Source organism: Pyxidicoccus sp. M6 (genome assembly GCF_055568925.1).
On sequence record NZ_CM145714.1, the window covers coordinates 3,997,621 to 4,011,640 of the forward strand.

Sequence of the window (14,020 nt, forward strand, 5' to 3'; positions counted from 1 at the left end):
GCGGACCGGACCGCGGGCTATTCCGGTGACTCCGCCGCGCCACGCCCCTCGTAGCGCAGCTTCTCGCGGACCTCGTCGTCGGTGAGGACGCGGAAGGTGCCCTCGGGGATGTCGAGCACGATGTCGCCCACGGCCTCGCGGTGCAGCGCGCGCACGGGCAGGCCCACCGCGCCGAGCATCCGCTTCACCTGGTGGTTGCGGCCCTCGGTGATGGTGACCTCCACCGTGTGCTCGTCGCGGACCACGACCTTGGCGGGACGCGCCGGGCCGTCGTCGAGCGTCATGCCCTTGCGCAGGGGCTCCACCTTCTCGTCGGTGGCGGTGCTGAACACCGTGGCCACGTAGCGCTTGGGCAGGCGCGTGTCCGGAGACGTCGCGTGCGCGACGAGCTTGTCGTCGTTGGTGAAGAGCAGCAGCCCCGTGGAGTCCACGTCGAGGCGGCCCACCGCGTGCCACGTGTAGCCGGCCAGCTCGGGCGGGAGCTGGGGCAGCAGCACCTCGAACACGGTGCCGGTGCGGTGCTGGCGCGCGGTGGAGGACAACACGCCCGCGGGCTTGTGGAAGGCGAGCACGCGCGTGGCCGGCGCGCCGAGCGGCACCACATGGCCGTCCACCTTCACCACCGAGCCCGCGGGCACGGGAGTGAGTGACATCTTTGCCACTCGGCCGTTGATGCTGACGCGGCCGGCGGCGATGGCGGCCTCCGCCTCGCCTTGGGGAAACACGCCGGCACGGGCGAGCGCGCGCGACAGCCAGTCCGGCTTCTCCTTGCCCTCCCAGCGCTTCTGAGACGGCGGCTTCGGCTTGTCGGGCTTGCGGGACATGGGCGCGGCACTGTACCTGCCCGGGCCGGCGGGGACAGCGCTACTTGCGCGGCGGCCGGCTGGAGTCCTCGCCCTCGGCGGAGCCGGGTGTCTTCCCGGGCTCGCCCTGGGGCATGCGGCGCTCCTCGTCGAGCCCGCCGCCCTCCGCCGTCCTCGGCGTGCGCTTCGGCTCGTTCTCCGAAGGGGCCTGACGCGGATTGCCGCGGCCGGGTTCCTCGCCACCAACCTCCATCGACTCGTAGGGCATGTGGTCCATGCGGTGCTCCCTCGTGAAAGTGCGTGGCCATTCCCCGGCCATTGCCGGGAAGGTAGGGCCGCCGCCGCACCGTGACGCCTCGGGCCTTGCGGCCGGACGCCTGCTCGCTCACCCTCCAGGCCCCTCGCTGCGGAGGTCTCATGTCGCGTCTTGCCGTCTGCCTCGTCCTGCTCGCGCTCCCCGCCCTGGCCGCGGAGCCGGCCGCCGTTCCCCGCCGTCCCGTGCACACGTACTCCATCGTCGCCAGGGACCCGGCGACAGGGGAGCTCGGCGTCGCCGTGCAGTCCCACTGGTTCTCCGTGGGCTCCACGGTGCCGTGGGCCGAGGCGGGCGTGGGCGCCATCGCCACGCAGTCCTTCGTGGACCCGTCGTACGGCAAGCTGGGCCTGGAGCTCCTGCGCGCGGGCCGCGCCGCTCCGGATGCGCTCAAGGGGCTGCTCGCCGCCGACACCGCGAGCAACGTGCGGCAGGTGGCGATGGTTGACGCGCAGGGCCGCGTCGCCGCGCACACCGGCGACAACTGCATCGCCGCCGCCGGCCACATCGTCGGCGAGGGCTTCTCCGTGCAGGCCAACATGATGGAGAAGGACACGGTGTGGCCCGCCATGGCGAAGGCCTTCCGCGAGTCGAAGGGAGACCTGGCCGAGCGCATGCTGGCCGCGCTCGAGGCGGCGCAGGCGCAGGGCGGGGACATCCGTGGCAAGCAGTCCGCGGCCCTCATCGTCGTGTCCGCGAAGCCCTCCGGCCGTCCCTGGGCGGACCGGAAGTTCGACCTGCGCGTGGACGACTCCGCCGAGCCCCTCAAGGAACTGCGCCGGCTCGTCACGCTCCAGCGCGCCTACAACTTCATGAACGAGGGCGACCTCGCGATTGAACGCAAGGACACCGAGGGCGCGCTGAAGGCGTACTCCTCCGCGGAGAAGCTGGTGCCGGACAACGCGGAGATGGTGTTCTGGCATGCCATCTCGCTCGTGAGCGTGGGCCGCGTGGACGAGGCGCTGCCGCTGTTGCAGCGCACGTACAAGGCGGACCCTCGCTGGCGCGAGCTGCTGACCCGGCTGCCGAAGGCGGGGCTGCTCCCGGATGACCCGAAGCTCATCGCCCGGCTGAAGGGCGAGAAGGCAGCGAAGTAGGCCGGCCGGGGAGGCGGGCGGCCCATGCCTGCCTCCGTCGCCGGATGGGACGGAAGGGTAGTGCGCTTGTGGACATCTCCGGGGATGGAGACGTTCCCGGAGAGAGGATGACCATGCGCACGCCCCAGGCCCTGTTGCTCACGTTGCTCGCCCCCATCGTCGCGCTCGCCCAGGCGCCCATGCCGGGGCCCGTCGAGCGGGAAGTCTCCCGCAGCCCTACGTACTGGTTCTGGGTGGTGTTGCTCGCGCTCGCGGTCATCGCCTTCGCGTGGAGCGCGGTGAGCATCTCGCGCAAGAGGCGCGGACCACCGACGAGGCCGGGGACCGGCACGGGTACGGGCCGGGGGCCACGCACGCCGCGGACGCCGCGTCCTGTCTAACCCTGCGTCAGCTTCTTGCGCATCGTATGCAGCGCGGCGAGCCACAGCCGCGCTTCCTTCCGGGTCAGCCGCGAGCGCCGCAGCGGCGCGAACAAGTCTCGCAGCGCCGTGCGTCCCGGCTGCTCGTCCACGAGGAACCCTCCCGCGCCGAGCATCGTGTCCAGCGCGGACTCCACCTGTGCCAGCTCCGCATCCGTCGCCGCGGCGGGCAATGGTCCCGGAGGCGGCGCACTGGCCTCCAGCGTCGCCACACGCACCTCGTAGGCGTAGAGCAGCACCGCCTGCGCGAGGTTGATGGAGGGTTGCTCGGGCGCGGTGGGCACGGCGGACAAATCATGGACGCGCTCCACCTCCGCATTCGTGAGCCCGCTGCGCTCATCCCCGAACACCAGCGCCACCGGCCCCTGCGGAGCACGCGCCACCAACTCCTCTCCGACGGTACGCGGAGCCAATCTGCGCTTCCCCTCCACCTTCCGCGAGCTGGTCCCCACCACCCACACGCAGTCAGCCACCGCTTCCTCCAGTGTGTCCGCGCGGCGCGCCGCATCCAGCACGTCCTCCGCGTGCACGGCGAGCCGGCGCGCCGGGCCCAAATCCTCCACCTCCGGCGTCACCCAGACCCAATCCGACAGGCCGCAGTTCTTCAGGGCTCGCGCGGCGGCACCGAGGTTCTCCGCGTTGCGCGGGCGCATGAGGACGAATCGAACGGGCAGCACCATGAGACGCGAACCTTAAACCCGGTTCGAGCCGGGCGTTGCGGCAGTTCCAGTCCCATGTCTCAAGCCTCGGGAATGGCTCCGACGAGGATGTCTCCGAGCGCCTCGCCCGTTGACCCTGGGCCCCATCGCCCCCTATAGGCTGCGGCCATCGACGTCTTCGCGGGCGCCCGGAGGCCACGGAAGAAGTGTGGTCCACCAGACACCCTGCGGGCCCGGTGACGCATCGGGGAGGCGTCCGGGCCGCGGGCGACCGACCACACTCCTCCCTTGCACGGCGCGCGCAACCCCGGCACGCCGCATGAACTACCGAAGGCACCTTTTCGGAGGAACCATGGGTTCGCGGTCCGTCGTCTCGCACAGAGCGCCTCGCACGAGCTGGCCCCTCGTCGCGCTGCTCGTTGGCGCCATGCTCGCGGGTTGCAAGCAGGAAGCGCAGCAACAGCCCGGCACTCCCGCGCCGTCTCCCACCGCGGAGGCCCCTCCTGCTGCTTCCACGCAGGCGGGCACGGACGCGGGCACCGCCACGGCCGAGGCCACGCCGCCGCCCTCGCCCGAGTCGCTGACGCCCGTCATCCGCGAGCTGGCCACCGGGGACTCGTTGCCCAAGGGCATCGTCATCGAGTTCCCCCGTCCCGTGGCGCCCAATGACAACGAGGTGAAGCCGGGCACCGTCGTCGCGCTGACGCCGCGAGTCCCCGGCGGCTTCTCCTGGCGCACTCCGTCTTCGCTCCTCTTCACCCCGTCGGGAGGCTCGGGCTTCGGCTTCGACACGACGTACACCGTCACCCTCGAGTCCGTGGAGACGGGCAGCGGCGTGGTGAAGCCGCCCTCCGAGGGCGCCTGGTCCCACCGTTTCACCACGCCGGCCTTCCAGTTCCTCCGCCTCGCGCCCAAGCAGTTGGACCTGCTCAAGGGCCGCGTGGAGGTGGACGTCGTCTTCTCCGGTCCGGTGGACGTCAACGCCCTCCGCTCGCGCGGCACCTTCCAGGTGGAGGGAGAGCCCATCTCCGACGTGAAGTGGCGCACCGTCCCCAACATGCGCAATGTCGTCAACGCGCAGCTCGGGCATCCGCGTCTCAAGCCCGCCGCGAAGCTGCGCTTCGACCTCAAGGCCGGGCTCGCCGCCGCGGGTGACGCGAAGGCCACCGCGCCCGCCGCCGAGAGCACCGTCGAGCTGCGCGCCGGCAAGCGCCTGGACTTCACCGCCGTCACGCTGGGAGAGGGCTCCAGCGGTCACTACCTGGAGGTGAGCTGCCGCGACGTGGACGCCAACGCGCCCGTCAGCCCGCGCGAGTCCGAGGGCTACGACGAGTACTACTGGGACCACCGCAACAAGGGCTGCATGCTCGAAGACAGCGTGGCGGTGGACGCCATCCACCTGACGCCTCCGGTGAAGTTCTCGCTCGCGCCCACCCGCCGCGGCTTCCGCATCTTCGGTGACTTCAAGCGCGGGCCGTACTCGCTGCGCATCGACGCGGGCACGCCGTCCGTGGGCGGCGGCGTGCTGCTGTCCCCCTACGTCAACGCCGTCTCCGTCCCCGCGCGCCAGCCGCAGGTCTCCTTCTCCACGTCCGGCCGCTACCTGCCGCGCAGCGCGTGGCGCAACCTGCCCTTGCAGCACCTCAACCTGGACGAGGTGGAGCTCACCGTCCGTGTCGTGCCGCCGGAGAACCTCGTCTTCTGGATGAGCGACGACCGCACCGAGACGGCGGACGAGCGCACCTCCAACGTGATTGCGAAGCGCAAGCTGCCCCTGAAGTCGGAGCCGGACACGCTGGCCACCACGTACGTCGACGTGGCCAGCATGGTGCCCGCCAACACGCGCGGCCTGGTGGAAATCTCCGCGCGCAAGGGGGACTGGCAGGCCGCCTCGCGCATCCTCCTCACGGACCTGAGCCTCGTGGCCAAGCGCGGCGGGCCCGCGCCCGGCTCCGGCGACAAGGGCGAGGTCTGGGTGTGGGCGCTCGGCATGGAGAACACCGAGCCGCTGTCCGGCGTCGAGGTGTCGCTGGTGAAGAAGAGCGGCCAGACGGTGGCTCGCTGCACCACGGTGGCGACAGACGGCTGCCAGCTCAAGGTGCCCGCGCCCGGCGTGGATGACTCGGAGCCCTTCGCCCTCATCGCCCGCGACGGCGACGAGCTCACGTACCTCAAGTACAGCGAGCTGAAGACGGAGATTGCCAACTCGGACGTGCAGGGCGAGCCGTACCGCTCGGAGAAGCCCTACCGCGCCTCCATCTGGTCGGACCGCGGCGTGTACCGTCCCGGCGACACGGCGCACGTGGCCGCGGTGCTGCGCGGGCAGGACGACAAGGCGCCTCCGGCGGGCATGCCGGTGGAGTTGGTGGTGGTGGACCCGCGCGAGCGTGAGCTCAAGAAGGTGCCCCTCAAGACGAACGAGGCGGGCCTCGTGTCGCTGGACCTGCCCTTCGAGGCCTTCCAGGACACGGGCCGCTACCGCGTGACGCTGAAGGTGGCGGACCGCGACGTGGCCACCTACGGCCTGAGCGTGGAGGAGTTCGTCCCCGAGCGCATGAAGGTGACGGCGCGCACGGAGAAGGAGGGCTACGTCCAGGGCGAGGAGGTGCCGGTGGCGGTGGAGGCGGCGTACCTCTTCGGCGGCTCGGCGGAGGGCAGCCCGGTGGAGGTGGCGTGCCGGCTGGTGCCGTCCGAGTTCAAGCCAAAGGAGAACGCGCAGTACGCCTACGGCGTGTGGCGCCAGGACGGCGGCCCGCTGCGCGCCGTGACGCTGGGGCAGGTGAAGGGCACGCTCGACGAGAAGGGCCAGACGCTGCTGCGCTGCCCTGCGCAGGCGGCCACGGGAGGCCTCCGCGGCGCCGCGAAGCTGACGGCGCTGGCCAGCGTCTTCGAGTCCGGCAGCGGCCGCTCCAGCGTGGCCGAGGCGACGACGCCGGTGCACCCGGAGGCGTACTACGTGGGCCTCCAGGCCACGACGCGCAAGGTGAAGGCCGGCAAGCCCTTCACCGTGAATGGCGTGGTGGTGGACTGGGACGGGAAGCTCCTCACCGCCGGAGGCAAGGCGCCGAAGACGGTGGACGTGGAGTACGTGCGCCTGGAGGAGGAGTACGGCTACTACTACGACGAGTCGGAGGGCTATGAGCGCTACCAGCGTTACCTACGCCCCATGCGCGAGGGCCGCGCCACCGCGCAGGTGCAGAATGGCCGCTTCACCCTGCAGGTGACGCCGGGCGAGGACGCCGCCGGCTACCTCGTGCGCGTGCGCTCCGGCGCCACGCAGACGGACCTCGAGTTGGAGGGTGAGGGCCGCTACTACTGGTGGGGCGAGGGCTCGCGCGTGGACCAGACGCCGCGCCCGCTCAAGCCCGCGTCGCTGGACGTGGCGCTGCCGACGACGGCGCGCGTGGGGCAGCCCATCGCCGTGAAGGTGAAGGCGCCCTACAAGGGCCGGATGCTCTTCACCGCGGAGACGGACCGCGTGCTCGCCACCGAGTGGAAGGCGGTGGAGCCTGGCGAGGTGACGTGGAGCTTCAAGCCCTCGGGCTTCGCGCCCAACGTCTACGTGAGCGCCTTCCTGGTGAAGGACCCGCACCTGGAGTCCCGCGAGGCCTTCATGCCGGACCGCGCCTTCGGCGTGGCCAGCGTGCCGCTGGAGCCGGTGGACTTCACGCAGGCCGTGACGATGAACGTGCCCAAGGAGGTCCGCTCCAACGACACGCTGAACGTGGAGCTGGACCTGGGCGCGGTGGAGGGGCCCACCTTCGCCACGGTGGCGGTGGTGGACGAGGGCATCCTCTCCCTCACGCGCTTCCAGAGCCCGGACCCGCTGAAGCAGATCTTCACCAAGCGCGCGCTCGGCGTGGACACGTACGAGACCATCGGCTGGACGCTGCTGGTTCCGCCGGGTGGCAACTCGCGCTCCACCGGTGGTGACGGCGAGGGCGATGCGTCCGGCCGCGTGCAGCCCGTGAAGCCGGTGGCGCTGTGGAGCGGCGTGGTGGCGGTCCCGGCCAACGGCAAGCTGCGCGTGCCCTTCAAGCTGCCGCAGTACCGGGGCGCGGTGCGGGTGATGGCGGTGACGGCGGGGGCGAAGCGCATCGGCCGCGCGAGCGCGCAGGTGCTCGTGAGAGATCCGCTGGTCCTCCAGGCCACGCTGCCGCGCTTCCTCACGCAGAACGACGAAATCCAGGTGCCCGTCTTCGTCACCAACCTGTCCGGCAAGGCGCAGGACGTGAAGGTGACGCTGGTCACCGAGTCCCTCCCGGTGCCTGGGCTCGTCATGACGACGGCGACCTCGCCGCTCCAGTTGCTCGGCAAGAGCGAGGGCCGTGCCCGTCTGGAGGATGGCAAGTCCTCCACCTTCGTCTTCCAGGCGAAGGCGGTGCAGGCGGTGGGAGCGGCGCGGATGACGGTGACGGTGGAGGGCGGCGGCTACACGTCGCGCGAGTCGCTGGACGTGCCGCTGTCTCCCGCCGGCCCCCGCGAGCGGCGCGTGCAGCGCATCGAGCTGGCGCAGGGGGTGACGGACGTCTCGAAGTACCTCCAGGGTTGGGTGCCTACGACGGAGCGCTCCACGCTGTGGGTGACGACGAATCCGTATGCGCAGTCGCTCCAGCACCTCTCGTACCTGGTGCAGTACCCCTACGGGTGCATCGAGCAGACGACGTCCTCCACGCGGCCGCTGCTGTACGTGTCGGAGCTGGTGGACGACGTGGACCCGACGCTGACGCAGGGCAGGGACGTGAGCGACATGGCGCTGGCGGGCATCAACCGAGTGCTCTCCATGCAGACGCCGTCGGGCGGCTTCGCGTACTGGCCGGGCCAGACGGAGCCGGTGGAGTGGGGCACCGCCTACGCCACGCACCTGCTGCTGGACGCGCAGAAGCTGAAGTACCCCGTGCCGCAGGACCGGCTGGATGACGCCCTCACGTGGATGGGCAACGCGCTGAACAACCAGGAGGGCCGAGCGAATCGTCAGCACGGCACGTACAGCGAGAGCTCCGAGGCGTACATGCACTACGTGCTCGCGCTGGGCGGCAAGGGGCGCAAGGCGCGCATGCAGAAGATGGTGGAGGTGCTGGCCGAGCGCGCGAAGAAGGCTCCGCTGTCCGGCGAAGAGCGCGAGGAGGACTACATGCTCAAGGCCGGGCTGTGGCTCGCGGGAGACCGCCGCTACGAGAAGGAGCTGCGCAACCCGGACCTGTCGCCCGTCACCGACGAGCGGAAGAACAACTGGTCCTTCTACTCGGACCGGCGGCGGCGCGGCTTCATGCTGAGCACCTTCCAGGACCTCTTCGGCAACGACGCCGCGGGCGAGCCCCTCGCGCAGATGGTGGCCGAGGCGCTCCAGTCGCACTCGAGCAGTTGGTACACGACGCAGGAGCTGGTGTGGGGCCTCACGGGCCTCGGCAAGCGGTTGCAGGGCGCGGCCTCCAGCTTCACGCCGCCGGTGCTCACGGCGGATGGCAAGGGCGTGGCGCCGGTGCAGGGCAAGGACGCACGCACGTCGGACCGCACGTGGGCCCTGGCTCGCGCGAGCGAGCGGCAGGGGCTCCAGCTCGACGTGAAGACGAAGGAGGCGGGGAAGCTGTACCTCGTGCTCAGCAGCGAGGGCGTGCGCACGGACGGGCAGGTGAAGACGGGCGGGCAGGGGCTCGCGCTGACTCGCACGTGGCGCACGCTGAACGGCGCGGAGCTGAACGTGCGCTCGGCGCCGGTGACGCTGGCGGACCTGGTGTACGTGGAGCTGACGGTGCGCAACACCACGGCCGAGCGCGTGCAGAACATCGCCCTCGTGGATCGGCTGCCGGCGGGCTGGGAAATCGAGAACGCGCGGCTGGGCCGCGGTGGTAGCGCCTCGTGGATTGACGCCGACTCGCTGTGGGCGGCGGACTACGTGAACATCCGCGATGACCGCATGGAGGTGTTCGGCAGCCTCGCGGCGGGCGAGTCGAAGAAGGTGGTGTACGCGGTGCGCGCGGTGACGGCGGGTTCCTTCACGCTGCCGTCGGCGGAAGTCGAAGCCATGTACGACCCGCGCCTCTGGGCGCGCGAGTCGGCCGGCACGGTGCAGGTGTCCGGCCCGTGGAAGGACAACCTGCTCTAGGCCCGTGCTTCCATGAGCCGTATCCGCCGTATCGTCAGGAGGCTCGCGCTGGCCGCCGGGGTGTTGCTCATCCTCGGCGGCGTGGGCGTGTGGGCCGCGTGGTGGGTGCCGCTGCCGTCGCGGCTCTCCGCCCCGGCGTCGGTGGTGATGGAGTACCGCGACGGCACACCGGCGCATGTCTTCCTCGCACCGGACGAGCGGTGGCGCATCCCCACCACTCCGGAGCGAGTGGACCCGGCGTACCTGCGCGCGCTGCTGGCGCTGGAGGACAAGCGCTTCTTCGTCCACCCGGGTGTGGACCCGCTCGCCGTGCTGCGAGCCACCGCGCGCAACGTGACGCGGGGGCGCCGCGTGTCGGGCGCGTCCACGCTCACCATGCAGTTGGTGCGCGTGCTGGAGCCCCGGCCGCGCACCTTCACGTCGAAGCTCATCGAGTCCTTCCGCGCGGTGCAGTTGGAATCGCGGCTGACGAAGCAGGAGGTGCTCGCCGCGTACCTCCAGTTCGTTCCCTACGGGCGCAACGTGGAGGGCGTGGAGGCCGCATCGCTCGCGTACTTCGGCCACACGGCCGCGCACCTGAGCCCGGCTGAAATCTCCACGCTGCTGGCCGTGCCGCAGAATCCGAATCGCCGCTTTCCCTCACCGGAGAACGCGGCACGGCTGAAGTCGGCCAGGGACGGAGTGGCCCGGCGGCTGCTGGACGAAGACGCGCTCCCTCGCGGCCCGGAGGGAGCCACGGTGTCCCCGGACGCGGTGATGACCGAGGTCCACGCCACGCCGGTCCCCGTGGGCCTCACGCCGTTTCCGCGCGAGGCACCGCACGTGGCGGGGTGGCTCCGCACGCAGCACCCGGAGCTGGCGCGGCTGCGCACCACGCTCGACGCGGGCACGCAGCGGATGGTGGAACGGTTGATGCGGGACGCGGCGGGAGGCCTGGCCGCTCACGGCATCCACAACGGCACTGCGGTGGTGGTGGAGCGGGAGCACGCGGAGGTGCTCGCGCTGGTGGGCAACTTCGACTTCTTCGATTTGGAGCACGGCGGGCAGATTGCCGGCTTCGCCACGCCGCGCTCTCCAGGCTCGGCGCTCAAGCCGCTGCTGTACGCCATGGGCATCGACCTGGGGCTCGTCGGCCCGGAGCAGCTCGTCGCGGACGTGCCCACGACGTACGGAGGCTATGCGCCGCGCAACTTCGACGGCCGCTTCCAGGGGCTCGTGCGGCTGGAGTACGCGCTATCGCAGTCGCTCAACATGCCCTTCGTGCGGCTGCTGGAGCGCGTGGGTGTGGAGCGCTTCCTCGGCACGCTGCGAGCGGCGGGCGTCAACAGCCTGGAGACCGAGCCGGGGCACTATGGCCTCTCCGCGGCGGTGGGCGGCATTGAACTGACGCCACTGGAGCTGGCGGGCGTGTACGTGGCCCTGGCGGGGAACGGGCGTGCGCCGACGCTGAAGCTGCTGCAGGACGAACAGCCCGTGGGTGAGCCGGCGGAGGTGGTGTCCCCGGGCGCAGCGTGGCTGACGCGCAAGGCACTGTCGCTGCGAGACAGGCCGGACTTTCCCGAGCGACGGCGGCTGACAGGCATGCCGCCCCGGGTGCACTGGAAGACGGGGACGAGCTTCGGCCACCGGGACGCATGGGCGGCGGGTTCGGGGCCGAGGCACACGGCGGTGGTGTGGCTGGGGAACTTCGACCACTCGCCCAGCGTGCACCTGGTGGGCGCGGACGCGGCGGGGCCGCTGCTGTTCGACATCCTGGAGGGCGTGGGCCCGCGCGGGAAGGCGGTGCCCGACGAGGAGGTGGCGCCGCCGGACGACCTGATGCCCGTGGAGGTGTGCGCGTACTCGGGCCACCTGCCGACGGACGCGTGCACGCAGCGCAAGACGGTGCTGGCGCGGCGCTCGGCGGTGCCCACGGCGAAGTGCCCCTACCACCAGAAGGTGGAGGTGGACGTGGCCACGGGGCTCGCGGTGGGCCCCACGTGCAGGGCAGGGAAGACAACGGAGGAGCGCGTGTTCCTCACGTGGCCCGCGACGATTCGGCGCTGGCTGGAGGAGCAGCACCGCAGGCTGCCCGAGCCTCCATCAGCCGCGCCCGGCTGCGAGCCCGGAGGCGCGCGCGCCGCGCCGACGATTGTGGCCCCGGCGGACGGTCAGGTGGCGATGTTGATTCCCGGTGTGCCCGCGGAGGAGCAGGAGGTGCCGTTGGAGGCAGAGGCCTCGCACGAGCGCGCGCTGACGTGGTTCGTGGACGGCGCGCTCCTGGGCACGGCGCGCGCGGATGAGAGAGTGTGGTGGACGCCCTCGGTGGGCGCGCACGAAATCCTCGTCACGGATGACCGGGGCCTGACGGCGAAGCGCACGCTGGTGGTGCGCCAGCGGCAGTGACTCAGAGGAACCGCGCGCGGAGCTCCGGCGTGGGCATGCGGCACGCCTCGGCCTTGCCGAACCAGCGGTAGCGGTTGCGCGCGATGAAGCGGTAGACGACATCGCGGATGGGGCGGGGCACGACGATGAACGCGTAGAACAGCTTCCACGCGCCGGGCAGCTTCCGGGCCACGCGCAGGGCGGCGCTGGAGCGCTCGTACACGCGACCGTCCTCCACGAGGATGAAGCTCTGGGGCTCGGCCTCGGGCACGCGGCCCAGCGGGGCGAGCAGCGCCGCCGCCTGCGAGGACTGGAGCGCCGCGAAGCGGAAGCGCGCCGACGGGTCCCGGTCGATGATGAAGTTCACCGCCCCATTGCAGAGGTTGCAGACCCCGTCGAACAGCACCACCGCCGTGTCCTGCTTCGCCTCGCTCATACGTGGACCTCTCCCTCCAGATAATGCGCTTTCAGCTCCGGCGCATGCGCCTCAAAGGCGCGGGCGCCCGTTGCAAGCGGGGGGCCTTGCGAGCGGGCCAGTACTACATGCCCTCGTATTCCCAGTCGAAGTAGCGCTGAAGCTTCTCGACGCAATCAGGCCAGGTCTCCGCCTCGCAGGACGCGACGGTCCGTTTGAGCCAGCGCCACAGAGCTTCATGTCAGTGCGCTCCCTGGACTGGGGTCCAAAGGCGGGACGGGAGTCACGTCAGAGGGCTGACAGCCTCCGCGCCAACGCCACGCCGCTGAGGAATGCGCCCTCCACGCGCGGCCCGCCGCACCAGTCCCCGCAGGCCCCGATTCCCAGCGTCGCGTCGAACAGCGACGTCTCTTCCAGCGCGGGGGAGGGCAGGGCATGGCGCCACCGGTGGGCCACCGCTTCCACCGGCCGCACGTCCAGCCCCGTCGCCTGCGCGAAGGCCTCCACCCACCGCGCCGCGACGACGTCCGGAGCAGCCTCCAGGTACTCACGGCTGGCCACCGGCGAGCCATGCAGCACCCACCGCTCGCCCTCCGCGCGCCCGGGCTTGCTCGCGTCCCGTGCCACCCACGACAGCGGCGAGCCATGGACGAATGCTCCATCCAACTCCAGCGGCACGCGCTCCGCGAAGCGAGCCATCACCGCCTGACACGGCTCCATGTTCACCGTCGTCGCGCGCGCCGCCAGCGCCGATGCACCGGCCAGCAGCGGCACTGCCTGCGGCGCGGGCACGGCCACCACCACGACGTCATACGGCCCGAGCTTCTCACCAGACTCCGTCGTGAGCCGCCATGCCGAGCCTTCGCGCTCCACCCGCTCCACGCGGACCTCGTAGCGCACGTTCAGCCTCTCGGCCTCCCTGCGCACCCCGGAGCCCATCGCGGGCACGCCCACGTAGCGAACCTGCTCGCGCTCGGAGCGTGTCACCCGGCCGTGCTCCAGCGTGCCGATGACACCGTGCCACTCCGCGACGAGGCCCGCGTCCATCCACGCGCGGACCTGCTCCTGGAAGAGCGCGTCCCTCGCCGTGAAGTACTGCGCCCCATGGTCGAAGGTGTCGCCCACCGGCGTCCTCCGAGTGGACATGCGCCCACCCGGTCCCCGGCTCTTCTCGAACATCGCCACGGGGAACCCGGCCGCGCTCAACACCCGGCCCACCACCACGCCGGACAGGCCCGCGCCAATCACCGCGACAGAAGGCGCGGGGCCGGTGCGCTTCGGAATCAGGTCATCGAGGGGACTCTGCATCGCACGTCACCCGCTTCGACCCGCGCGCCACGGCCCGGCGGAGCGACGGAAGCGCTCCACCTCGTTGCCGTAGTGGTGCGCGCGTCCCTCGTGCTCCATGCCCAGCTTCCGCAGCACCGCCTGCGAGGCGACGTTCTCCAGGTTTGCCACGCCGATGATCTGCTCCAGCCCCAGCTCCTCGAAGCCCCACCGAAACAACTCACGTCCCACCTCGGTGGCGAGCCCCTGGCCCCAGTACGGCGTGTCGAACAGGTAGGCAATCTCCACCAGGCCCGTGTCCTCCAGGTAGCACAGGCCCGCGCGCCCCATGACGCCCGGAGCCTCCCGAAGCGTGACGGCGAACAGCCCGAAGCCATGCGCCTCCCAGTGGCCCATCATCTTCGCGACGTGGGCCACCGTCTCCTCGCGGCTCCGGGGCCGGCCCGTCAGGTGCCGCATCACCTCCGGCTTCGCGTACAGCGCGGCGAAGCCGTCGGTGTGCTCAGGGGTGACACGGTGGAGTCTCAGCCGCTGGGTTTCGAGCATGGAGCGGGCAG

At 71.3% G+C, this 14,020-nt stretch carries 11 protein-coding genes; 4 read left to right on the forward strand and 7 right to left on the reverse strand.

Annotation, left to right across the window (positions count from 1 at the left end; translation table 11 throughout):
- Positions 1-17: 17 nt before the first annotated feature.
- The gene (locus tag ACVTJA_RS15905; RefSeq protein WP_465837218.1) at positions 18-824 is read right to left on the reverse strand and encodes a pseudouridine synthase; all 807 of its coding nucleotides are present in this window, start codon (positions 822-824) and stop codon (positions 18-20) included.
- 40 nt (positions 825-864) lie between these two features.
- On the reverse strand, positions 865-1,080 hold the full coding sequence (locus tag ACVTJA_RS15910) for a hypothetical protein (protein WP_465837219.1): 216 nt from the start codon (positions 1,078-1,080) through the stop codon (positions 865-867).
- 140 nt (positions 1,081-1,220) lie between these two features.
- On the opposite strand from ACVTJA_RS15910, the gene ACVTJA_RS15915 reads away from it, so the two are divergent.
- Positions 1,221-2,213, forward strand: a complete 993-nt coding sequence (locus ACVTJA_RS15915) for a DUF1028 domain-containing protein (protein ID WP_465837220.1) — start codon at positions 1,221-1,223, stop codon at positions 2,211-2,213.
- A 113-nt stretch (positions 2,214-2,326) separates the two neighbouring features.
- Positions 2,327-2,593, forward strand: coding sequence for a hypothetical protein (locus ACVTJA_RS15920; protein ID WP_465837221.1), 267 nt, complete (start codon positions 2,327-2,329; stop codon positions 2,591-2,593).
- Here ACVTJA_RS15920 and ACVTJA_RS15925 read toward each other — a convergent pair.
- Positions 2,590-3,312, reverse strand: a complete 723-nt coding sequence (locus ACVTJA_RS15925; RefSeq protein WP_465837222.1) for an RNA methyltransferase — start codon at positions 3,310-3,312, stop codon at positions 2,590-2,592. The two genes, ACVTJA_RS15920 and ACVTJA_RS15925, sit on opposite strands and share 4 nt — an antisense overlap.
- Positions 3,313-3,643: 331 nt before the next feature.
- On the opposite strand from ACVTJA_RS15925, the gene ACVTJA_RS15930 reads away from it, so the two are divergent.
- Both ACVTJA_RS15930 and pbpC read left to right on the forward strand, forming a co-directional pair.
- Positions 3,644-9,397, forward strand: a complete 5,754-nt coding sequence (locus ACVTJA_RS15930; RefSeq protein WP_465837223.1) for an alpha-2-macroglobulin family protein — start codon at positions 3,644-3,646, stop codon at positions 9,395-9,397.
- A gap of 12 nt (positions 9,398-9,409) precedes the next feature.
- On the forward strand, positions 9,410-11,782 hold the full coding sequence (pbpC, locus tag ACVTJA_RS15935; protein WP_465837224.1) for a penicillin-binding protein 1C: 2,373 nt from the start codon (positions 9,410-9,412) through the stop codon (positions 11,780-11,782).
- A 1-nt stretch (position 11,783) separates the two neighbouring features.
- On the opposite strand, the gene ACVTJA_RS15940 is transcribed toward pbpC, so the two are convergent.
- The 4 genes from ACVTJA_RS15940 to ACVTJA_RS15955 form a co-directional block, all read right to left on the reverse strand.
- Positions 11,784-12,197 carry a thiol-disulfide oxidoreductase DCC family protein gene (locus tag ACVTJA_RS15940; RefSeq protein WP_465837225.1) on the reverse strand — a complete coding sequence of 138 codons (414 nt, stop codon included), beginning with the start codon at positions 12,195-12,197 and terminating at the stop codon, positions 11,784-11,786.
- Between the two features lie 103 nt (positions 12,198-12,300).
- Positions 12,301-12,408, reverse strand: coding sequence for an Imm8 family immunity protein (locus ACVTJA_RS15945; RefSeq protein WP_465840407.1), 108 nt, complete (start codon positions 12,406-12,408; stop codon positions 12,301-12,303).
- Between the two features lie 56 nt (positions 12,409-12,464).
- Positions 12,465-13,484 (reverse strand): NAD(P)/FAD-dependent oxidoreductase, encoded by a 1,020-nt coding sequence (locus tag ACVTJA_RS15950; protein ID WP_465837226.1) that lies wholly within the window; start codon positions 13,482-13,484, stop codon positions 12,465-12,467.
- A 6-nt stretch (positions 13,485-13,490) separates the two neighbouring features.
- Entirely contained in the window at positions 13,491-14,009 is a 519-nt protein-coding gene (locus tag ACVTJA_RS15955) for a GNAT family N-acetyltransferase (protein WP_465837227.1), read from the reverse strand.
- Between the last annotated feature and the right edge of the window lie 11 nt (positions 14,010-14,020).